Annotated in this window: 22 protein-coding genes, 7 tRNA genes and 1 pseudogene; 12 read left to right on the forward strand and 18 right to left on the reverse strand. The window is 42.3% G+C overall.

Annotated elements, in window-relative coordinates; translation table 11 throughout:
• Positions 1-3: 3 nt before the first annotated feature.
• The 6 genes and pseudogenes from rlmH to leuS all read right to left on the reverse strand — a co-directional run bounded on the left by rlmH (position 4) and on the right by leuS (position 5886).
• On the reverse strand, positions 4-474 hold the full coding sequence (gene rlmH, locus BCU94_RS17300; RefSeq protein ID WP_076543100.1) for a 23S rRNA (pseudouridine(1915)-N(3))-methyltransferase RlmH: 471 nt from the start codon (positions 472-474) through the stop codon (positions 4-6).
• Entirely contained in the window at positions 474-803 is a 330-nt protein-coding gene (gene rsfS / locus BCU94_RS17305) for a ribosome silencing factor (protein ID WP_076543101.1), read from the reverse strand. The genes rlmH and rsfS overlap by 1 nt, the downstream gene beginning before the upstream one ends.
• 230 nt (positions 804-1033) lie before the next feature.
• Positions 1034-1648: pseudogene (nadD, locus tag BCU94_RS17310) on the reverse strand (nicotinate-nucleotide adenylyltransferase); the annotation flags it as partial.
• Positions 1645-2676: a DNA polymerase III subunit delta gene (gene holA, locus BCU94_RS17315; protein WP_102438993.1), complete on the reverse strand. Its 1032-nt coding sequence runs from the start codon at positions 2674-2676 to the stop codon at positions 1645-1647. The gene holA and the pseudogene nadD, both read right to left, overlap by 4 nt.
• Positions 2676-3170 carry an LPS assembly lipoprotein LptE gene (gene lptE, locus BCU94_RS17320; protein WP_102438991.1) on the reverse strand — a complete coding sequence of 165 codons (495 nt, stop codon included), beginning with the start codon at positions 3168-3170 and terminating at the stop codon, positions 2676-2678. The genes holA and lptE overlap by 1 nt, the downstream gene beginning before the upstream one ends.
• A gap of 136 nt (positions 3171-3306) precedes the next feature.
• Positions 3307-5886, reverse strand: a complete 2580-nt coding sequence (leuS, locus tag BCU94_RS17325; protein WP_102439165.1) for a leucine--tRNA ligase — start codon at positions 5884-5886, stop codon at positions 3307-3309.
• A gap of 120 nt (positions 5887-6006) precedes the next feature.
• Between leuS and BCU94_RS17330 the strand changes: the two genes are divergently transcribed.
• Positions 6007-6507 (forward strand): zinc ribbon-containing protein, encoded by a 501-nt coding sequence (locus tag BCU94_RS17330; protein WP_076543105.1) that lies wholly within the window; start codon positions 6007-6009, stop codon positions 6505-6507.
• Between the two features lie 213 nt (positions 6508-6720).
• Here the strand turns inward: BCU94_RS17330 and BCU94_RS17335 are convergent, their stop codons facing one another.
• From BCU94_RS17335 to BCU94_RS17365, 7 genes are all read right to left on the reverse strand, one after another.
• Positions 6721-7236: a prepilin-type N-terminal cleavage/methylation domain-containing protein gene (locus tag BCU94_RS17335; RefSeq protein ID WP_102477089.1), complete on the reverse strand. Its 516-nt coding sequence runs from the start codon at positions 7234-7236 to the stop codon at positions 6721-6723.
• A 14-nt stretch (positions 7237-7250) separates the two neighbouring features.
• Complete coding sequence (gene lnt, locus BCU94_RS17340; RefSeq protein ID WP_102477090.1) at positions 7251-8777, reverse strand: apolipoprotein N-acyltransferase; 1527 nt, start codon at positions 8775-8777, stop codon at positions 7251-7253.
• Positions 8778-8820: 43 nt separating this feature from the next.
• Positions 8821-9699 (reverse strand): CNNM family magnesium/cobalt transport protein CorC, encoded by an 879-nt coding sequence (gene corC, locus BCU94_RS17345; protein ID WP_102438987.1) that lies wholly within the window; start codon positions 9697-9699, stop codon positions 8821-8823.
• A gap of 51 nt (positions 9700-9750) precedes the next feature.
• The gene (gene ybeY / locus BCU94_RS17350; protein ID WP_102477091.1) at positions 9751-10215 is read right to left on the reverse strand and encodes an rRNA maturation RNase YbeY; all 465 of its coding nucleotides are present in this window, start codon (positions 10213-10215) and stop codon (positions 9751-9753) included.
• On the reverse strand, positions 10205-11311 hold the full coding sequence (locus BCU94_RS17355; RefSeq protein ID WP_102438983.1) for a PhoH family protein: 1107 nt from the start codon (positions 11309-11311) through the stop codon (positions 10205-10207). Before BCU94_RS17355 ends, ybeY begins: the two co-directional genes overlap by 11 nt.
• A gap of 133 nt (positions 11312-11444) precedes the next feature.
• Entirely contained in the window at positions 11445-12875 is a 1431-nt protein-coding gene (gene miaB, locus BCU94_RS17360) for a tRNA (N6-isopentenyl adenosine(37)-C2)-methylthiotransferase MiaB (RefSeq protein ID WP_102438981.1), read from the reverse strand.
• Positions 12876-12967: 92 nt separating this feature from the next.
• Positions 12968-13387, reverse strand: a complete 420-nt coding sequence (locus tag BCU94_RS17365) for a hypothetical protein (RefSeq protein WP_102438979.1) — start codon at positions 13385-13387, stop codon at positions 12968-12970.
• A 261-nt stretch (positions 13388-13648) separates the two neighbouring features.
• Between BCU94_RS17365 and BCU94_RS17370 the strand changes: the two genes are divergently transcribed.
• The 11 genes from BCU94_RS17370 (at position 13649) to BCU94_RS17420 (ending at position 18679) form a co-directional block, all read left to right on the forward strand.
• The gene (locus tag BCU94_RS17370; RefSeq protein ID WP_102438977.1) at positions 13649-14872 is read left to right on the forward strand and encodes an FAD-dependent monooxygenase; all 1224 of its coding nucleotides are present in this window, start codon (positions 13649-13651) and stop codon (positions 14870-14872) included.
• Between the two features lie 261 nt (positions 14873-15133).
• Positions 15134-15721, forward strand: coding sequence for an aminoacyl-tRNA hydrolase (gene pth / locus BCU94_RS17375; RefSeq protein WP_102438975.1), 588 nt, complete (start codon positions 15134-15136; stop codon positions 15719-15721).
• Positions 15722-15796: 75 nt separating this feature from the next.
• On the forward strand, positions 15797-16888 hold the full coding sequence (gene ychF, locus BCU94_RS17380; RefSeq protein WP_102438973.1) for a redox-regulated ATPase YchF: 1092 nt from the start codon (positions 15797-15799) through the stop codon (positions 16886-16888).
• Between the two features lie 204 nt (positions 16889-17092).
• Positions 17093-17166, forward strand: a tRNA-Met gene (locus BCU94_RS17385).
• A gap of 126 nt (positions 17167-17292) precedes the next feature.
• A tRNA-Leu gene (locus BCU94_RS17390) sits at positions 17293-17377 on the forward strand.
• A 48-nt stretch (positions 17378-17425) separates the two neighbouring features.
• A tRNA-Gln gene (locus BCU94_RS17395) sits at positions 17426-17500 on the forward strand.
• 25 nt (positions 17501-17525) lie between these two features.
• Positions 17526-17600: transfer RNA gene (locus BCU94_RS17400), tRNA-Gln, on the forward strand.
• Between the two features lie 5 nt (positions 17601-17605).
• Positions 17606-17682, forward strand: a tRNA-Met gene (locus tag BCU94_RS17405).
• A gap of 106 nt (positions 17683-17788) precedes the next feature.
• A tRNA-Leu gene (locus tag BCU94_RS17410) sits at positions 17789-17873 on the forward strand.
• Between the two features lie 56 nt (positions 17874-17929).
• Positions 17930-18004 (forward strand) — tRNA-Gln (locus tag BCU94_RS17415).
• A gap of 192 nt (positions 18005-18196) precedes the next feature.
• Positions 18197-18679 carry a GNAT family N-acetyltransferase gene (locus tag BCU94_RS17420; protein WP_102477092.1) on the forward strand — a complete coding sequence of 161 codons (483 nt, stop codon included), beginning with the start codon at positions 18197-18199 and terminating at the stop codon, positions 18677-18679.
• A 101-nt stretch (positions 18680-18780) separates the two neighbouring features.
• On the opposite strand, the gene BCU94_RS17425 is transcribed toward BCU94_RS17420, so the two are convergent.
• The 5 genes from BCU94_RS17425 to BCU94_RS17445 form a co-directional block, all read right to left on the reverse strand.
• Complete coding sequence (locus BCU94_RS17425) at positions 18781-19776, reverse strand: AgmX/PglI C-terminal domain-containing protein (RefSeq protein ID WP_102477093.1); 996 nt, start codon at positions 19774-19776, stop codon at positions 18781-18783.
• Position 19777: 1 nt separating this feature from the next.
• Positions 19778-20308, reverse strand: coding sequence for a biopolymer transporter ExbD (locus BCU94_RS17430; protein WP_102477094.1), 531 nt, complete (start codon positions 20306-20308; stop codon positions 19778-19780).
• Entirely contained in the window at positions 20305-20853 is a 549-nt protein-coding gene (locus tag BCU94_RS17435) for a biopolymer transporter ExbD (RefSeq protein WP_102477095.1), read from the reverse strand. The genes BCU94_RS17430 and BCU94_RS17435 overlap by 4 nt, the downstream gene beginning before the upstream one ends.
• 5 nt (positions 20854-20858) lie before the next feature.
• Positions 20859-21512 carry a MotA/TolQ/ExbB proton channel family protein gene (locus BCU94_RS17440; RefSeq protein ID WP_102438963.1) on the reverse strand — a complete coding sequence of 218 codons (654 nt, stop codon included), beginning with the start codon at positions 21510-21512 and terminating at the stop codon, positions 20859-20861.
• A gap of 123 nt (positions 21513-21635) precedes the next feature.
• Positions 21636-21974 (reverse strand): hypothetical protein, encoded by a 339-nt coding sequence (locus BCU94_RS17445; protein ID WP_102477096.1) that lies wholly within the window; start codon positions 21972-21974, stop codon positions 21636-21638.

Consider the following 21974-nt stretch of genomic DNA (forward strand, 5'->3'; position numbering starts at 1 on the left):
GGTTTACTCTCTATGGTAGGGGTGGTTGTTATTTATACTCCATGCTCGATAAAGGCTTTCGGCAACCAGTACTCGAACTAATGGATGGGGCAAAGTGAGGGCGGATAAACACCAGCTTTGGCTTGCAGCAGCTTTGCATGCTGGCGCAAGACCTTCAGGACCGCCAATCAATAAACTGACATCACGGCCATCAAGCTGCCATTTGCTGAGTTGCTCGGCAAGTTGTGGGGTTTCCCAGTTCTTACCAGGCAAGTCTAGGCTTACAATGTGATTGCCTTTGGGTACTGCTGCTAGCATTAGTTCGCCTTCTTTTTGAAGAATGCGTGCTATATCAGCATTTTTACCGCGCTTTCCTGCGGGGATCTCAATCAACTCTAACGCCATATCACGAGGAAAACGACGTTGGTATTCTTCAAATCCGCGGGTTACCCAATCTGGCATCTTGGTGCCAACAGCAATCAGTTGTAACTTCATTATGCGTTGTTTTCAGACCATAGTTTTTCTAGATCATAAAACTCACGTGTTTGGTCTTGCATTACATGTAAGATTACGCCACCTAGATCAACCAGTACCCATTCACTGCTCTCACGACCTTCAACACCTAATGGTTGTAAGCCTGCAGTTTTAGATTCAACGATCATATTTTCCGCAATTGCGCGAACGTGTGTTTTTGATGTGCCAGAGCAAATAACCATAAAATCAGTGATTTGTGATTGTTCTGCAACGTCTAATACCACAACGTCTTTGGCTTTCAGGTCATCGATTTTATCGATAACAAAATCTTTTAATTCCGTGCTCTGCACGTCACTTACCTCGATATATAAAAATAACGGGGCATTATACGCAAAATACCTATGCGAGCGCAATTGAAGCTGAAATTGATTTTAACAGCAGCGATTTTTGAGGCGGGAATTACGAGGGGTTAACGGTAAAGTTGATGTTGTAAAATATAGGCTTGGATGCACGCTGGGAGTTTTTTATTTAATGAGCCTTTTGCTAATTTCAAAGAGCCATCAGCGGAAAAATGAGTGCTTTGTGCGAGTAGTTTAGTGCTTTGGGTGGGTAAGTGAGTTTCGTTAGCCATTAACTGAGTCAGCTGCGCCCTTATTTCAGTAGAGGAGATATCTTGCAAGGTCACTTCAACTGGGAATATATTGCCAACTTTAGCCTCAATCGACTCAGCTTGCTGACAATCTACTTGCTTTTGTTTAAGCAGTTGCATCATCGGATGGTCATGGCTCGCTGACCAACCAGGGCGGCGACAAACCACCAAATGGCACAGGGCAAATAATTGCTGCCATTGATACCATGACGCTAGCTGAATAAAAGAGTCTGTGCCCATTATGAAATAAAATTGATGCTGGGGATAACGCTGGGTTAATAACTCAAGAGTGGTCACAGTGTAAGATGGACTATCACGATTAATTTCGATATCACACACTTCAAGCTCATCATATTGCTGACAAACTAACTCAGCCATAGCTAAGCGTTGCTCACTGCTAACTTTAGTGGTTTGTTTGTGAGGCGGGATATGATTAGGCATTAGCCAAATTTTGTCTAAATTGAGCTGTTGTTTTACTTCAATGGCAGGTTTGATATGACCATAATGAATGGGATCAAAGGTGCCGCCTAAAATCCCAATCTTCATGTTTGCAGTTCTATATGGGCTAATCGTCTGTGGGCATTAGGATCAAATAACAGACTTAAATGGCTGATAGCGGTCCAATCTTCTACCCCATGCTGCTTGAGGTTGCGCTCAATTTTTGAGGCAAAGGCTAGCATGTGTTCGATTTGACTGAGGCTCAGTCGGGTTAATGCCGCTTGATAAAAGGGTTTACGCTTATCCCAAATACGATGTTTAGACCATAAACTATTCAGTTGCTCGCCTTGCTCTACTGCAGATTTTAAACTGAGTAATACATTTAACTCTTTAAACAATGCCCACATTAGAATTGGCATCGCAGTGCCTTCAGCATTAAGCTGTACCAACATATGCTGGGCATGTTTTTGGTGGTTTCCTAGTAGCGCATCGGTTAACTGAAACACAGTAAAGCGCGACTGATCTTCAAAATAATCGTTTAAATGATCGCTGTGGATTGGCTTATCAGGGCTGAGTAATTGCAATAATTGCAAGGCTTGCTCAGCAGCCAACAAATTACCTTCAAACAAGTTAAACAGCATGGCTTTGGCGTCCATCTGCACCTGTAACTTGTAAAAATGAATGCGATTATCTAACCAGCGCTGGAACTGTTTCCCTTCAGGGGTAGCGCAAGGTAAATAAATACCGTCGTTATCAAGGGATTTAAACCATTTGCTTTTGGTTTCAGCAGATATCTTTGGCCCATGGATAATCAGAATAATATCCGGATTAGGATTTTGCATCATGGCTGTTAACGCTGCCGAACCTTCGGTGCCAGGTTTTGCTTGGGGAAGCGTCAACTCGATGATGCGGCGACTGGCAAATAAACTCATTGATTGCCACTCTTGTTGCAAATCATTCCAGCTAAAGCTGTTGTCTTGAGTTAAATGTACCCGCTCTTCAAAACCTTGTTTTTTAGCCGCGCTGAGAATTTGCGCTTTGCAGTTTTCAATTAACCATGGGTCGTCACCAAAGAGTAAATAACAACCATGGAGTGTTTTGAGATGCTGATTTAATTGATCTGGGTAAACCCGCATCAATTCACCTCGATTGAGGCCAGAGTTTGGATAATATTATCAGCCGCTTGAATACGCATTTCTTTGACTAACATTTCCATTTCTCGGCTTTTTGCTAGTGCTGTACGCGGATCGTCTTGATAATCACGGCGAATTTCAGATACGAATCGCTGTGGCTCGCTGCCTGGGAACATAACAGTGTAATTAACCACATAAATAAGCTCATACTCAGCTACGTTACCCGTAGGATATAAAGACAGGGTAGCACGCTCTAGTGAGTCATTGATGAGGCTTAAAGTGGGTGTTTCATCTGATGCGGGTACGGTTGCCACACGGTGAATACGTAAGCGTTCATTAACTAGACGGGTCAGTTCACTGTATTGGTCATTGGAACGCAGGTGCAATTCTTCAAGTTCGGCAGGAATTGAATAGCTACGTTGTAATTTAAAGCCGCAACCAGCACTGGTCATAATGACGAGCGCCAACAAGGCCAAGTTAATGCGTTTAATTAGCATCACTGTTTTTGGCATCCTTTAACTGTACATGCATAAGATGGGTATTAGGTTACATCTTTAACTTTATGAAGGCGACGAATGACGAGGCTAATTGCTTGTCATTTGTCACCTTCAAGCTATCGTTACTTATAAATGATTAATTAGCAACGATGTTTAGCAGTTTGCCTGGTACATAAATCACTTTGCGTACGGTGACGCCATCAGTGAATTTTTGTACGTTTTCATCAGCTAAACCTAGGGCTTCTACTTCTTCTTTAGCAGCATCTGCAGCTACTGTGATTTTAGCACGCAGCTTACCGTTAACTTGCACGATAATCAGTTTGCTGTCTTCAACTAGTGCTGACTCATCAACTGTTGGCCATAGGCTATCTTCGATATCAGTTTGGTTACCTAAGGCTGTCCACATGCTGAAACAAGTATGTGGGATGATTGGGTAAAGCAAACGTGTTACTGCTGATAATGCTTCTTGCATCAGGGCTCTGTCTTGCTCATTAGCAGACGGGGCTTTTTGCAACTTGTTCATCAGTTCCATGATAGCGGCAATGGCGGTATTGAACATTTGACGGCGTTCAACATCATCACTGACTTTAGCAATGGTTTTATGTAATTCACGACGAAGTGCTTTTTGATTGTTATCAAGTGCTTTAGGGTCAAGTTCAACCACATCACCTTGAGCGATATGATCATGAGCTGTTTTCCAGAAACGCTTAATGAATCGATGTGCGCCTTCAACGCTTGATTCTTGCCACTCAAGGGTTAACTCAGGTGGGGCTGCAAACATCATGAATAAACGCACGGTGTCAGCACCGTATTTATCAACCATTTCTTGTGGGTCGATACCGTTATTCTTAGACTTAGACATCTTGCTCATGCCGGTATAAACCAGTTCATGACCTTCACTGTCTACCGCTTTCACTACACGGCCTTTATCGTCAGTTTCTTGTACTGTAACGTCAGATGGTGAAACCCAAACGCGGGCGCCTTTCTCGTTGTTATAGTAATAAGCATCAGCCAATACCATACCTTGAGTCAGTAAGCGTTTGGCTGGCTCATCAGAGTCAACTAAACCAATATCACGTAGCAACTTGTGGAAGAAGCGGAAGTATAGCAAATGCATACAAGCATGCTCGATACCGCCAATATATTGATCCACTGGTAACCAGTAGTTTGCTTTAGCAGGATCAAGCATTTGATCTGCATGGGGGCTACAGTAACGGGCGTAATACCAAGATGATTCCATAAAGGTATCAAAGGTATCAGTTTCACGCAGTGCTGGCTGGCCATTTACCGTGGTTTTAGCCCACTCTTTGTCAGCTTTTATCGGGCTTTGAATACCATCCATTACCACATCTTCAGGTAATACAACCGGCAGTTGCTCAGCTGGTGTTGGCATTACGGTGCCATCTTCAAGCGTAACCATAGGGATAGGAGCGCCCCAGTAGCGTTGACGAGATACCCCCCAGTCACGCAGACGGAAGTTCACTTGACGCTTACCTTTACCTTCAGCAGTCAGTTTGGCATCAATAGCATCGAATGCAGCTTGGAACTCTAAACCGTCAAACTCACCTGAATTAAATAGCACGCCTTTATCAGTAAAGGCAGCTTCACTGATATCCACATCGCTATCAGCAGGCTTGATCACAGCTTCAATGGTTAAACCGTATTTTTTAGCAAACTCATAATCACGTTGGTCATGGGCTGGAACTGACATTACTGCGCCAGTACCGTAGTTCATTAATACAAAGTTACCGACCCAAATAGGCACTTCTTTGCCGGTTAATGGGTGGATTGCATTAAGACCGGTCGCAACGCCTTTCTTTTCCATTGCAGCCATAGCCGCTTCGGTAGTATCAACGTTTTTACATTCTTCAATGAATGCAGCAAGCTCAGGGTTATTCTTTGCTGCAGCTTCAGCAAGAGGGTGACCACTGGCAATTGCAACATAGGTTACGCCCATCACGGTATCAGGACGAGTGGTATAGATATCAAAGCTATCGTCACTGCCAGCAACTCCGAAAGTCATTTCAATCCCTTCACTGCGGCCAATCCAGTTACGTTGCATCGCCTTAACTTGCTCAGGCCATTCATCTAACTTATCGATATCGTTTAATAGCTCTTCAGCGTAATCGGTGATTTTAATGAACCACTGAGGGATTTCTTTTTGAACCACCTCAGTGTCACAACGCCAACAGCAACCGTCTTGTACTTGCTCGTTAGCCAGTACTGTTTCATCGTTTGGACACCAGTTAACTGAGGCGGTCTTTTTGTAGACTAAGCCTTTTTCAAATAACTGGGTGAAGAACCATTGTTCCCACTGGTAATACTCAGGGGTGCAAGTCGCGATTTCACGACTCCAATCATAACCAAAGCCTAATAGCTTAAGTTGGTTCTTCATGTAGTCGATATTTTCATAAGTCCATGGCGCAGGCGCAGTCTTATTATTGATTGCGGCATTCTCTGCAGGTAGACCAAATGAGTCCCAACCGATAGGTTGTAACACATTTTTACCTTGCAAACGTTGGTAACGAGCAACAACATCACCTATGGTGTAGTTACGCACGTGTCCCATGTGAAGTCGGCCTGATGGATAAGGGAACATAGAGAGACAGTAAAATTTCTCTTTGTTTGCATCTTCAGTTACTTCGAAGGTTTTTTTGTCTTCCCAGTGCTTTTGCACCAAGGCTTCAATTTCTGAGGGATTATATTGCTCTTGCATCACTCTATTCCGGCCAATGCCGCCCATTGTTTGATCTAGCGCTAAAAAGCGCGAGTAAGATCTGCATAGAATAAACTAGAAGTGATGCATTAAAAAGGTTCAGATGAAGGAGTATTTACTATGAGTGGACGAAGTTCAGCGTTATTAGCACTATATAAGACGCTTTTTGAGCAAGTTAAGAAACAATATGATGAAGATAACTCATTGACGGCAAAGAGCCTTTTTGCTTCTGTGACCCAGTGTAAAGATTATTTGCAATTAAAGTCAGCCGCCGATGCCGAGGAGCTTGCTTTAGCAGAAGATTTTTTAAAGCGTGACATCGCCAGCTACATAAAAGAGGAAAATGCCGATAACCTCAGTTTTAGCCCAACTGTCATTGGTATTGAAAACACCTTATGGCACTGGCTGGGTGAAATTACTGATCGCAGCCAAGTAGAGTGGCATGAAATTGCCCAAGACTTTAAGCATCAGGGTTTTTATATGTCAGGGGAGGTGATTAACCAAGGTAAAGTGATTTGTACTGAGTGTAATCATGAAATGAAAATTGAATTCCCCAGTATTATTCCAGATTGCCCACAATGCGATAATGAAATGTTCACTCGAGAAGCGCTAACGCCTTAAAGCGCTGCCTATTTCAAACAATAGCACGATTTTAGAGATTGTTTGAGACAGCAACTATGCTAGCTGACTTAAGTGGCATAGTGTTTTACGTTTTATGTTTATGTAATAGTGCTTTACGTCTTATGTTTATGTAATAGTGTTTTACGTCTTATGTTTATGCAATAGTGTTTTATGGTCAATTTTTTATCGATTAACTGAGTTTAAAGCGCATATTTAGCAACCCGAGGTGCTAACTTGGTATGTTGGCGGGTTAGCTTCACTACTGGCCTGGGTGTACAAAAAATAGCAGTTGTCATCACGCACTTCACCATCGTCATTGAGATCATATCCAATATAGGTTTCAGGTGCACCTCGATATTGGATTTCCCAATCGTCCATCGACACAATCCATTTTTCGATATCAGTATTATCAAGATAACCGTTTATTAAACGGGTATTGAAACTGCCATCGCCTTCTAAATCGATATCGGTTAAATCATCACGACCTGGAACACTTCGGGTAGAAATACTGGGCATTTGCGTGCGTGCATAAACGAGGGTATTAGCTGCTTTAACGCTGCTCTGTAATTGTGATAATGCGTTAATTCGGGCTTCAGTGGCAAAGTTGATAAACTTTGGCGCAGCAATAATGGCAATGACGGCCAAAATGATAATGACCACCACTAACTCAATTAATGTAAATCCATTTGGATTGAATATATTTGGCTTAACTGGCAATGCTTGCGGCAATCATGGCCTCCTTGCTATTTTTTTCTGCCTTTGTTTAATAATAGTTGATATATAAAACTAAATAAAATTATCAAGCTACATAATATGAGTAACGGTGTTTGGCCTATTCGCTTAAACCAAGTTTCACCGTCATATAAGGCAACGTCAGCCACTAATACTCCAGATTTGAACTGTGGCAGTTGGTGAGTAATACGGCCTTTAATATCGACCACAGCGGTAACACCGTTGTTGGTGGCTCTGACTAAGGGGCGCCCCAACTCAATTGCGCGCATTTGGGCTATTTCCATGTGTTGCAGTGGCCCGATAGAGTCACCAAACCAGGCATCATTAGACACTGTGAGTAAAAAATCAGTGTCTTTATTCACATTGGCGCGTAATTGCTCAGGAAAGACGATTTCGTAGCATAAAGCCGGTGCCACTTGATAGCCTAAAGCATTAAGGTTTTTTTGCTCATAGGTGCCACGTGCAAAAGATGACATGGGTAAATTAAAAAACGGGGCTATTGGGCGTAAAAGGCTTTCAAAAGGGACAAACTCACCTATTGGTAATAGATGATGTTTCTTGTAATCATTAATGCCACTTCCAACGTAATCGCCCTCAGTCTGCTGAGGATGATAGGCATTGCCCAATACAATTAATGAGTTATAAAAGTCATTTTGTTGCATGCTAATAATACCGGTAATGATGGCGCTATTATTTAAATTAGCCACCTTGTCGGTATTATGTAAAAAGTCTGCCACCATAGCTTCAGGCGCTGGAATCGCGGCTTCAGGCCAAATGATGATATCAGCATCAAAATTAGGCCGACTTAAATCCATATACTTGAGTAAAGTTGGCCATAGTGCGTCAGGCTCCCACTTCATACTTTGCTCAATATTGCCTTGTACTAAAGCCACTTTAACCGTTTCATTTCGTGGGCTTATGTCGGAGATGTGCGGCGCAAGGTAAGTGCTGATAAATATCAAAGAGAATATGATGATAACACTGGCAAAACGTTGATATAACACCAGTGCGATACTGCCACAAACCAGTGCGATAACATAACTTAAGCCTAATGCGCCAATTATACTGCCAAGCTCTGACACTGGCCCTTGGGTTTGACTGTAGCCTGCCCATAACCAAGGGAAACCTGTGAGAACCCAACCGCGCATCCACTCGGTAAATACCCACAGTGCGGGGAATAACCCTAAGTAACGAAAATAAACTTGCCAGCCTTGAGTTTGCTGATATTGGGACAGTTTCGCAGTGAGATAACCTGCTAGCGCTGGAAATAAGGCCAGATAAAGCGCCAATATTGCCATTAATGCCATTGATACTATTAGCGGTAAACCACCAAAGGTATCAATGCTGACATGTACCCAACTAATGCCAAATGCAAAACAGCCAAAGCCGAAGCTTAACCAATGAAAGAAGTTTTCTTTCGGGGTTAGGCTGCGACTTTGCCATAAAACAAACAGCATTGCTGCGGGGTAAAAAGCCCAAATAGCGTAGGGGGCAAAAGCAAGTGTGGTTGAAGCACCTGCAACAAATGCAGTCACCATTTTAATCACTGATGACTTGGAAAGTTTATTTTTTAGCACAGAGTTAGTCGTCGAGTTCTTCTAGCAGTTTTTGATCGGGTAACTTCACACTAAGTTGAATTAAACGTCTGGTGTCAGCATTGGTGACTTTAAACTCGATATTATCGATAACGACAGTTTCATTTCGCTCTGGTAAGTGACCAAATGCGTGTGAAACTAAGCCGCCTACGGTATCAAATTCTTCGTCGCTAAATTGGGTGCCACAAGCGTCATTAAATTCATCAATCGGTGTACGTGCTTTAATCATAAACACGGTGTTACTGATCTTTTTGATTTCGGTATCTTCTACTGAACTATGATCGAACTCGTCTTCGATTTCACCGACGATTTCTTCTAAGATATCTTCAATCGTCACTAGGCCGGATACACCGCCATATTCATCGACCACGATGGCCATATGATATCGCTGGGAGCGGAATTCTTTTAGCAGTACATCAACGCGTTTGCTTTCAGGCACAACAACCGCAGGCCTGATGACTTGATGCAATGAGAAAGGTTGAGCTGATTGTTTGAAACCATATTTAAGTAAATCTTTTGCAAGCAAAATACCTTCAATATGATCTTTATCCTCGTTGACCACAGGAAAACGGGAGTGTGCAGACTCAATGACTGTTTCTAGTAGCTCTTCAACAGTGCTATCGATTTGCAATGTGACTATTTGGCTTCGAGGGATCATGATGTCGCGTACCCGCAACCCTGATACTTCTAATACGCCATTCATCATTTCGCGGGTGTCTTCAGTAATTAAAGAGCGCTCTTCTGCGCCAGCAATTACATCAACTAAGTCTTCGCGATTTTGAGGTTCGCCCTGAAACATCTGACTAATTTTGCCAATCCAGTTCTTCTTACGGGCGTTGGTACTCGGTGGGATGTCGTCACTCATAATATTTTACTAAATCAAAATCAGCATGTTATATGCAGTCGTCTGATTTATTTACGCTTCCTTATATGGATTTGAAAAACCTAAGCCTTCAATGAGTTGAGTCTCTAATGACTCCATTTCTTCAGCTTCATTATCGATAATATGGTCATAGCCTAGTAAATGCAAGCAGCCGTGAATAACCATATGGGCCCAATGTGCGACAAGGGGCTTATTTTGTTGATTTGCTTCAAGTTCTACCACCTCAGCACTAATGATGAGATCGCCTAATAGCGGTAACTCAATCCCTGGAGGCGCTTCAAAGGGGAAAGACAATACATTAGTCGGCTTGTCTTTACCACGGTAAGTATTATTAAGTTGCTGGCTTTCAGTATTTTCAACAATTCTGATGGTCAGTTCAGCTTGCGCCATAGTGTTACCAAGGGCTGTCGCTACCCATAGCTCAAATTCACTTCGGCTGGGGAGCTTACTGCTGTCAGTAACGGCAATTTGCAGATCTAAATCAAGTTTAAGACTCATTATTTATTGCTCCGTCTTTACTGATCTCGTTGGCGTTAACGTCCACATTGGCCATTTGTTCATTAAAGGCCGTTTGACGTTGTTTATACTGGCGCTCTTTTTCAGCTTTTTGTGCTAGCTCTTTTGAATCAAAGGCTTCATAAGCTTCGACAATTCTTGCCACAATCGGATGACGCACCACATCTTGAGACATAAAGAAGTTGAAGCTGATTTCATCGACCTCACTCAATACTTCAATGGCTTGGCGAAGCCCTGATTTTTGACTGCGAGGCAAATCTATCTGGGTAATATCACCGGTGATCACCGCTTTCGAGTTAAAGCCGATACGGGTTAAGAACATTTTCATTTGCTCAACAGTAGTATTTTGGCTTTCATCCAATATAACAAACGCATCATTTAGGGTTCGACCACGCATATAGGCTAAAGGCGCGACTTCAATAATATTACGTTCAAGTAGCTTTTCAACTTTCTCAAAGCCCATCATTTCAAATAAGGCATCATAAAGCGGGCGTAAATAGGGATCGACTTTCTGACTTAAATCCCCTGGTAAAAAACCTAATTTTTCGCCAGCCTCAACAGCTGGGCGGGTAAGGAGTATTCGTCTTACTTCTTGTCTTTCAAGGGCATCAACAGCTGCGGCAACTGCTAAAAAGGTTTTACCGGTACCGGCAGGTCCCACACCAAAGGTAATGTCGTGTTTGGCCATATTCGCCACATACACTGACTGGTTTGGATTGCGAGGTTTGATGATGCCGCGTTTAGTTTTGATATGCAGGGTGTCATCTTCAGCCGATGATTCAGCTTCGAGGTTAATGACCTCCTGAATGGCTAAATGCACTCGCTCTGGCTCTAAATCTGGGGTGCTACCTTTAACAGTTTGGGTTTCAATGTATAGCTGTTTCAGTAAATTATTAGCATTAAAGGCATGTCTTGGCAGGCCAACGATTTTGAAATGATTATTCTTATGGATAATCTCAACACCTAAACGACGTTCAAGCTGTTTAATGTTGTCATCATATGGACCACATAATGAGGCAATTCTTCGAGTTTCAGCAGGCTCGAGGTATAAATTCATGGTAGTAACTTTAGTGGACAAAAATAATGCTCCAAAAGAAAAAGAATGCGAATAGGTATAAAAGTTAAAATACCACGGTATTAACTGAAAAGCACAATAAAGGCGGCTCGAGGCCGCCTTTATTAAATAATGATAAACCCGTTTTATGGCTAAATTAGCTGCCTGGGGTAAATTGGCTTACACCAATATCATCATCAGTTTTGTGTTTGGCTACGATATCTGACGGACGTAAACTTCGACGTAAATCCATCTCGTCTTCGCCACGAATAAATACGCCGCGCAGCGAGTTTGTATATACATCAACAATTTCAACATCCACAAAACCGCCAATACACTTAGGATCTGCTTCAAAGTTCACTACGCGGTTATTTTCAGTACGGCCGCGAAGCTCCATAGGGTTCTTAACTGAAGGGCCTTCAACTAAAATACGTTGAACAGTGCCTAACATTTGGCGGCTGTAGCGCATGGCTTGTTGGGTAATACGGTCTTGTAAAATCGCTAAGCGCTTTTTCTTTTCTTCCATGGTGACATCATCTGGCAAATCAGCCGCTGGTGTTCCTGGACGGGCGCTGTAGATAAAGCTAAAGCTGTGGTCAAAACTGACATCTTCAATCAACTTCATGGTGTCTTCAAATTCAGCATTTGACTCACCAGGGAAGCCGACAATGAAGTCGGAACTGATTTGGATATCAGGGCGCGCTTTACGTAAACGACGAATAATTGATTTATATTCAATTGCCATATGACCACGTTTCATATTAGTTAGAATGCGGTCTGATCCCGATTGCACTGGTAAATGTAAGAAACTCACCACTTCAGGGGTGTCTTCATAAACATCGATAATGTCTTGTGAAAACTCAATGGGGTTACTCGTTGTGTAACGCACACGGTCGATACCATCAATTGATGCCACTAGACGCAATAACTCTGCGAAGGTGCAAATATCATCATCATGGGTAGCACCGCGAAACGCATTCACGTTTTGACCAAGCAGGTTTACTTCACGTACACCTTGTTCAGCAAGTTGTGCGATTTCTAAAATGACATCATCAACCGGGCGGCTAACTTCTTCACCGCGGGTGTACGGCACTACGCAGAATGAACAGTATTTACTGCAGCCTTCCATAATAGACACAAACGCCGATGGACCGTCAGCGCGAGGCTCAGGTAGGCGATCGAATTTTTCAATTTCAGGAAAGCTCACATCAATAACTGCTTTATCGCCATTATTAATTTGGGTGATCATCTCAGGTAAGCGATGTAAGGTTTGTGGGCCAAAAATAATATCAACGCACTGAGCACGTTCTTTAATGGCTTTACCTTCTTGTGAGGCAACACAACCACCTACACCGATAATTAGATTAGGTTTTTTGTCTTTGAGGGTTTTCCAGCGACCAAGCTGATGAAACACTTTTTCCTGCGCTTTTTCGCGAATTGAACATGTGTTTAGTAGCAGTACGTCTGCTTCTTCAGCATCCTCAGTCAAGGTATAACCTTGATAATCGTCCAGCAAGTCAGCCATTTTAGATGAATCATATTCATTCATCTGACAGCCCCAGGTCTTTATGTGTAGTTTTTTACTCATCAGTTACGCCGTTCTATTACCACAGAAAAATAGCCGAGTATTTTAACTGCACAAAGGCTCGCTGGCTAGCCTTTGTGCACACTTAAGCGGCATTATTCTGAAATGACTAATACCCCTATATTTTCAGGGTGTTTATCTATTTGGGCTAACTCATTTGATTGATTGGTAAAATAGCCAAATTGTTTCGCCATTGTGACGTTATCTTGTCTTGCTTGAACAATTATTTTTTGCGCTAGCTCTCTATTAAACTGCGTAAGCATTTCCGTGGTTTGTTGATATAAGGCATAATCGAAGGATGAACGGTGAATAACCGTAATGGTTTCCATCGGTTGTACTTCGGCTTGTGCTGTCATTGGCATAATGGCTGCGCCAGCAACAAGCCCTGCAAGTAGCGGCATAGTATAGAGTGACTTAGTAAACTTTTTTACATAACTCATTAACGTATTACGGCTGCTTGTTAGTGATTTAAGGGTTCCATTATTAGATTGTACATAGGTGCTTTGACTGAACATACTATCCTCTCTTACCTTGGCATTTAAGGGGTTGGTTGCAAGGCATGTCATACTAGACAGTCTCAGTATAAGGTAAGGTTTGGTGGTTAAAGTTTGACCAGTGTAAGCAAGTGTTGCTCAAACTCAAGATAGCAACATATCGATACGATTGAGGCGTTACAGACATCTTTGTACATAGTTTAAGTGACGCTTATTGGCACATAATAGTAGCCGCTGTCATGGCGTTTCAGTATTACAGCTTTTTATTAAGGTAAATAAACAATGCATCAAGCATCGAATGTAGTTGAACATGATGTCGTCATCGTTGGCGGAGGTATGGTGGGCGCAGCTGTAGCTGTGGGGTTAGGTCAGCTTGGCTTAAATGTTGCCATGGTTGAAGCATTCGCGCCTAAAGCCTATTTACCTGAGCAGCCCTTAGACTTACGCGTATCAGCTATTAGTGTGGCCTCTGAGCAATTACTCGAACGCTTGGGCGTAATGGAGCAATTACGCACTATGCGTCATGTGGCCTATAAAGGTTTAGAAACCTGGGAGCTCGATGATTGCATTACCCGTTTTCATGCTGATCAGATCGATGAATCACATCTGGGCTATTTTTTTGAGAACCGCTTAATTCAACTGAGTCTGTGGCAGCAAATTGAAAAGATGGACAATGTGCATTGTTATTGCCCTGATAGCGTTGCTAAGTTCGAGCGTATTGAAATGAGCAATAGTGACGTAAAATCATTGTCTCAAGGAATTAAAGCGACCCTTAAAAGTGGCGTTGAATTACATGCATCATTATTAGTTGGCGCAGATGGGGCTAACTCACAAGTAAGACAATGGGCCGGTATTGGTATTACTGGCTGGGATTATGCTCAGTCAGCCATGCTCATTAATGTTGAAACTGACACCGCGCAGCAAGACATAACTTGGCAACAGTTTACCCCTCAAGGGCCACGCTCATTACTGCCATTACCGGGTAATAACGCCTCATTAGTATGGTATGACAGTAATAGTCGCATTAAGCAGCTTATGCAGCTCAATCATAAACAACTGGCTGAGCAAATTAAGCTTAACTTTCCATCAAGGCTTGATGAGAACTTTACCGTTATAGCTAGAGGCAGTTTCCCGCTCACAAGACGTCATGCCCAAGATTATTGCCAAGATAATATTGTGATTTTAGGTGATGCAGCCCATACCATTAACCCGCTTGCAGGGCAGGGCGTCAATATTGGTTTTAAAGATGTCGATGTATTGATTGCAACCATTGCCGATGCAGTAGGCAATGATAAACCTTGGTGGACAGCATCTTGTTTAAAGCAGTATCAATGCAAACGTTATAGCGATAATTTATTGATGATGTCAGCAATGGATGCATTCTATGCAGGCTTTAGTAATGATTTATTACCAATAAAACTGTTAAGAAATGGGTTGTTGAAACTGGCAAACTACGATAATCCGATCAAACAGAAAGTGCTTAAATACGCATTGGGTTTAGCGTAACTTATTCTATTTAATCAGCAATCACGCCTTCCCCACCACGCAATTTCTAATGGCGGTTAACTATATTCACTGTGAACTTTTTCACAGTGAGGTTATCCCCATTCTGTCTAATTATCACAGTGTATTTGTTGAGTTCAGTTTTGAGTGTTAAAATGCCGCGCTTTAGCGCCTTCAAATCACAAAATCTTAGTCTATAACTATTAAGATGGATAAATGATATTGAAGATAACGCAGTCATTTAACCACTGAAATTGAGTGCTAATGAGTCAAATAAAACTAATTGTCGGCCTTGCTAACCCAGGTGCAGAATACGCCCACACTCGTCATAATGCGGGTGCATGGTATGTACAAGAGTTAGCGCGTTTATGTGGCGCCACCTTAGCGCCAGACAGTAAATATTTTGGCTTAACCGCCAGAGTCACTATTGATGGTAAAGATGTGCGTCTACTTATACCTACTACGTTTATGAATTTAAGCGGTAAGTCAGTGGGCGCATTAGCGAACTTTTTTCGTATTTTACCTGAAGAGATATTAGTGGCCCATGATGAGCTTGATATGGAGCCGGGCGTTGCCAAGTTTAAATTGGGCGGTGGTCATGGTGGTCATAACGGCTTAAAAGATATTATTGCTAAGCTTGCCAATGAAAAAGGCTTTTACCGATTACGTATTGGTATTGGTCACCCTGGAGATAAAAACCGCGTCAGTGGTTATGTCTTAGGTAAAGCGCCAGCGAGCGATCAAGAAAAGATGGACGCAGCAATAGATGAAGCGGTGCGTTCAACTGAAATATTGTTTAAACAAGACATGGCGAAAGCGATGCACCGATTACACACATTCAAAGCGCTCTAATTAGCCGCGCTTTGATTATTGATTTGACACAACTTACCACTTCCTAGGTGAGTTTAATTATATAAAGGTAAAAATATGGGTTTTAAATGCGGCATTGTGGGTTTGCCAAATGTTGGTAAGTCAACACTATTTAATGCGTTAACTAAAGCAGGAATCGAAGCTGCTAACTTCCCGTTTTGTACCATTGAGCCAAATACGGGTGTGGTTCCAGTACCTGATCCACGTTTAGATGCATTAGCAGCGATTGTTAATCCAGAACGTATTTTACCGACTACAATGGAATTTGTGGATATTGCAGGTTTAGTTGCTGGCGCATCAAAAGGTGAAGGTTTAGGTAACAAGTTCCTAGCTAACATTCGTGAAACGGATGCCATTGGTCACGTTGTACGTTGTTTTGAAGATGACAACATCGTTCATGTTGCTAACAAGGTTGACCCTGCAGGCGATATTGATGTTATCAACACTGAACTTGCGTTAGCGGATTTAGACAGCTTAGAGCGTGCTATCTTCCGTCAGCAAAAGCGCGCTAAAGGCGGCGACAAAGATGCTAAGTTTGAAGTAGAAGTACTTGAAAAAATGCGTCCAACTTTAGATGAAGGCCAAATGCTGCGTTCATTAGAGTTAAGCAAAGAAGAAATGGCTGCAATTGCCTACCTTAACTTCTTAACCCTAAAGCCAACCATGTACATTGCTAACGTATCTGAAGATGGATTTGAGAATAACCCACATTTAGATGCTGTTAAAGCCATTGCCGCGACAGAAAACGCCGTGGTGGTTGCAGTATGTGCTGCTATTGAGTCTGAGCTTGCTGAGATGGACGCTGAAGAGCGTGATGAGTTTATGGCAGACCTTGGTCTTGATGAGCCAGGGCTTGATCGCGTTATTCGTGGTGGTTATGAATTATTGGACTTACAGACTTACTTTACTGCAGGTGTAAAAGAAGTAAGAGCATGGACTGTGCCAGTAGGCGCCAGTGCGCCACAAGCTGCTGGTGTGATCCACACCGACTTTGAGCGTGGCTTTATTCGCGCCCAAGTAATGGCCTATGATGACTTTATCGAGTTTAATGGTGAAGCAGGTGCTAAAGAAGCAGGTAAGTTACGCGTAGAAGGTAAAGCTTATATCGTTAAAGATGGCGATGTAATGCATTTCTTATTCAACGTATAAATAGTATTTGCAGACTTTAATTAGTCAAACAAGCGGTCGAGGTTAACTTTTTTGGTCAAATATGCCGATTTGCTACGCAGTTTGGTGAACTTATAGCCGAACAGTGCCAATTGATGAAAATAGCTAAAAAAAGCAGTTGACCTCGATACGCTGAATAAGCATAATACGCCCCGTCCTCACGACGAGGGCAACGAAAGATAAAGTGGCAATGTAGCTCAGCTGGTTAGAGCACAGCATTCATAATGCTGGGGTCGCAGGTTCAAGTCCCGCCATTGCTACCTTCTTCTCAAGATGTCAAACTAGAGATTCGCTGGTTAGTTAAGGCCGCAAGGTTTTAGAGATATGACTGGCTACCTTCTCAAGGTTAAATGAGCATCGTGTTCTGGATGTTAAACAGAGTCAGTGCGGGAGTGGTGGAATTGGTAGACACGCCAGATTTAGGTTCTGGTGCCGTAAGGTGTGAGAGTTCAAGTCTCTCTTCCCGTACCATTATATAGAAAGGCTGGCATTAGCGGGTTTTTCGAAAAAGCTTTAGATTGGGATATCGCCAAGTGGTAAGGCACCGGGTTTTGATCTCGGCATCCCCAGGTTCGAATCCTGGTATCCCAGCCATTTTAAAGTAAGTAGACAAGATTATTGGGATATCGCCAAGTGGTAAGGCACCGGGTTTTGATCTCGGCATCCCCAGGTTCGAATCCTGGTATCCCAGCCATCTTAGGCAATGTAGCTCAGCTGGTTAGAGCACAGCATTCATAATGCTGGGGTCGCAGGTTCAAGTCCCGCCATTGCTACCATGTTTAAAGGTAGATTAGTGGGTAACGCTATGCTACTTAGTTAGAAAAGAGCAACAACAGAGTTTACACTATATATAATTAGTGTATATTCTGAGAAAGATTTGATGCGGGAGTGGTGGAATTGGTAGACACGCCAGATTTAGGTTCTGGTGCCGTAAGGTGTGAGAGTTCAAGTCTCTCTTCCCGTACCATCAAATTTTTTCAATATGTAAACCTTCCTTTATGAAAAGTTATACATAACCAATTTTGGGATATCGCCAAGTGGTAAGGCACCGGGTTTTGATCTCGGCATCCCCAGGTTCGAATCCTGGTATCCCAGCCAAATTTAGCCTCACGGTTAAAGCAAGAGCCCGTCTTATGACGGGCTTTTTGTTGCCTGAAATTTATGATTTATCTTCTTATATTTATCCATTATCACTTATCGATTGAGGCATATGATTATTTTTGTATGATGGATAAGTCATACGTTCCAAATTATTACTTTCTAAATTATTACATTCAGAGTCTGCCCGAAATGCCAATTAATCCAATTACAGAGTCAATGTGGCCTGAAATCTATAAACTCCAATCGCAAGTGTATGTGGATATTGAACCAGAGCCGCTCGAAGTCCTTCGGGATAAATGGCAGCATTCTGCTCACTGCTGTTTTGTCTATCAAAATGAAGAGCAAAAGGTAATGGCTTATCTATTGGCTCATGTTTGGGCTAATGAAACGCCTCCTAAGCTCTATCAGACACTTTCTGAGAAAAAGGAGGGTAATAAATTGTTTCTACATGATTTAGCGGTATCTGCTCTATTAAAAGGCTCAGGAGTCGGTAAGCAAATGGTTGAGCAGTTAAAATTAATTGCTAAGCAATACAATTACTCACAAATACAACTTGTGGCAATACAAGGCTCAGTCCCTTTTTGGCAAAAAATGGGCTTTGAGATTGATCATGAGCAGGCGGCTAACGCAAGTTATGGCCCTGATGCTAAGATTATGAAGCAAGTGCTTTAATCTGTTTTACTTTCTAAGCCTTAAGCAAATAAAAAAATACGGCCAATTGGCCGTATTGTTAACTGATAAAAATTAATTAATCATTTATCGCTTACTTCTGTCTAGCTGGGTAAGAAGTCGATCGCCCAAATGGTTGTCATTGTTGCAACATCTTCTGCTGGGAAGGTGATTGAACGTAACACAACCTTTAGTTGGCGCTCTAATTTGGCATTGTTAAGCTGGCTTGATTGAATATCAACCCGACTAATGCTGCCATTAGGCAGGATCTCAATCTCAAACATGACTTTACCTTTGAGGAAAGGGTCTTTACGCAGAGCTCGATTATACAAGGCATATAAACGTGCTTTGTTCGCCTCAAGTGTGCGGCGTAATGCTGCCTCTGAACGTTGGCTTCCCGCAGAAGCCAGTTGCTCTTCCTCGGCAATTGCCCCTTGAGTAGCTAACACCTCCTCTTCTGCCAACCTAATTTGTTGGGTGTTTTTAGTGCTTAAAGCATCTGACACAACGGTTTGATTGACGGTAGAGGTGGTTAAACTCTCACTTTGGGTATTGGCCGAAGCTGCTAACATCTTACGTTTGATTTTCACTTCTTGCGCCTGCGTTTGTTCAAGGGCACTTTGAGATGCCGGCTTGATATCAAACGCTTCACGCATTGAAAAAAGCTCATCTTTCATGGCTGCTAGCCCTGAAGTTTGTGCTTTTTCTTTTGCGGCCTCACGGGTCATTGTCGGCTGTACTATTGGCTTTTCAACAGGTTTATCGATAGGCTTCTCTTCAACCTTTTCCGGTTCTTTTTCAAGTTCTGGCTCAGGTTCAGGAATAACTTCTGGCTTTTCAGGCACTGGAAGTTGTTTTTCTTTAAGCATTATTTTCGCTAACTGCGGTGGTAATTGCTCTTTAACTTCTCTTGGCACTTCAACTTGCTCAAGTAAAGGCACACCGATGCCGAACACAGCGTAAATGACCAGTAGTAACACTAAGATCTGTTTAAATAACCTATCTTGTTTACTGGGCTTAAATAAATCACCTATGTCGTTAAAGCTATTACCATTTGGGCTACTGCCATTAAACGAATGGGATAAGCTTGCTGCTGTCATGCTAACTCTCCTCAGCCGCTTTACTGGCTTGGCGTTCCACGGCTAATGACATATTTCTATATCCCGTTTCAGCACAAGCAGCCATAATTTGCTTTAACGCCATATAAGGTGTGCTGCTATCGCCAATAATGGTGACGGCACGGCCTTTTTCCTTTTCTGACTCTGTTAACTCAGTACGTTTACTCGCTTGGTATGTAAGCTCAGTAGTCATCGCTTCGATAAACTCAAGGTTTTCTTGTTCACTGAAGTTAGGCTTATCAGCACTATTTTGCCAAACAGCTCGCTCTTGGATAAGCACTGTATCTTTAAGTACTGTGATAACCAGGTTTTCAACTGGCAGTTCTTCAGCAATAGAGACAGGTAACTTTATCTTTTCGATATTTTGTAGAACGCGTACTTCAGATTGATTCACAATCAAGAAGAATACCAAAATCGTAAAGATATCCATCAAGGCAACTAAGTTAAGTTTGCCACCTGATTTAAAGCGCTTATGGTGCTTAGCAAGTCGTTTAGCTCTGGGTGATTGCTTCATGATTTGCCTCCTGTGGTTTCACTTACTTGTGTTTCAGCAAGTGATTCTTCAGGTGCATCGCCTAATGAGATAAGCGGAAACAGTTCAGCATCGACTAGATTAGCCGCAACCACTGCTTTGTATGAACGCACGGTATCCATTGCAGTCACAATGGTCTGATAATCGATATTAGATTCAAGCAAAAGCACTATGTCATTTTTATCGATTTCTTGTTGTTGAAAAGTCAGTTTAAGGTCTTGTAAGTACACAGACAAAGCCTTGAAAGCATAACCTTGTTCTGTTGTTTCAAAACGTTTAAGTAATATGCCCGCAGGGTAGTTGAGCTCAAGACTTTGCTGAGTAATGACCAGTTCCAATACTTTAGGTTCTTGATCATCTTCAGCTTGTTGAGATTCTGACATAACAGGCAATTGCAGATTTAGTATCCGTACTTGTGAAAATACCAAACTCAGTAATAACACAGGCACGAGCACGATCATCAAATTCATAAATGAAGTGATATCGAGTTCTGCATCTTCGGTATTAGGGCGACGACGGCGTCTCATAATTATTAGCCTCGGTCCGAATCCGCTTGCTTAGAAAATGACAGTGAATTAAGTAATTTAATGCCAGCCATTTCAATTGAATCAACAATAGTCGCAGTTTTAGTTTGCAGTGTTGAGTGAAATAGAATTAGCGGAATAGCGGTAATAAGACCAAATGCAGTGGTGTTCATTGCAACAGAAATACTGGAAGACAGCAGGTTAGCTTTTTCAGCTGGATCTGCACTGGCTACCGCAGAGAACGCTGCAATCAGCCCCATAATGGTACCCAGTAGACCAAGTAGCGTAGCAATATTGGCTAAGGTAGCAATAAATGGCGTGCGCTTTTCAAGTCTCAACATGTACTCCATGATGGTTTCTTCCATGGCGTATTCCACATCTTCACGGCGATTAGCTTGTGAAATTCTGACGATACCAGATTGCAATACATCAAATACAGGGGCTTTATTATTTTGCGCATGTTGACTGATTGTCGCGACATCACCGCTTTTAAGTGCTTCTTTGATTAACGAGAATGCTTTTTGGTTAGTGCGATGAGCTGAACTGAGATATAACCAGCGTTCGATAGTGATGGCCAAACCGACGACTAATACTAGGGCGATAGGGTATATGAACGGGCCACCATTTTGTAAAAATGCAATAATATGGTCGGTAAAACTCATGATATTTTCCTTTTTATAGAGTCGAACGAAGTTGTTTTTGACTCGTCCTAAATGTAGTTATTTTTTGTTACTGCTTTTTTGTTACTGCTTTGGGTTAAACTTTTATCTTGGTGAATACACCCTTTATTGTTTTGATGAAGTATTCACACTGAAATCACGTACCTCTTGTTGGAACTTTTTAGGGTTAATCGGTTTGAATTGCGGCAAGATGATTTGCATATTGTTATCTTGTATTGCTACAGGGTTGGTAATTCCTTGCCAAGGCATGATGTAAAGCACTTTGGGTTGCTCTTGCGTGCCGGTCACTTTACTTTCAATTAATACGGGTTTGTTTGCTGTGCTGACGGTTTCAGCGGCATTAAGCTGGCCAATGCTAATGACTGATAGCAGCAAGAGTGTCATAACAGCAATAACCGCTGCGTTTACACGGTATGTTGTCATCGGGGTTAATGAACTAACCAT

Source organism: Shewanella sp. 10N.286.52.C2, from assembly GCF_002874545.1.
In the GTDB taxonomy this organism is placed as follows: Bacteria; Pseudomonadota; Gammaproteobacteria; order Enterobacterales; family Shewanellaceae; genus Shewanella.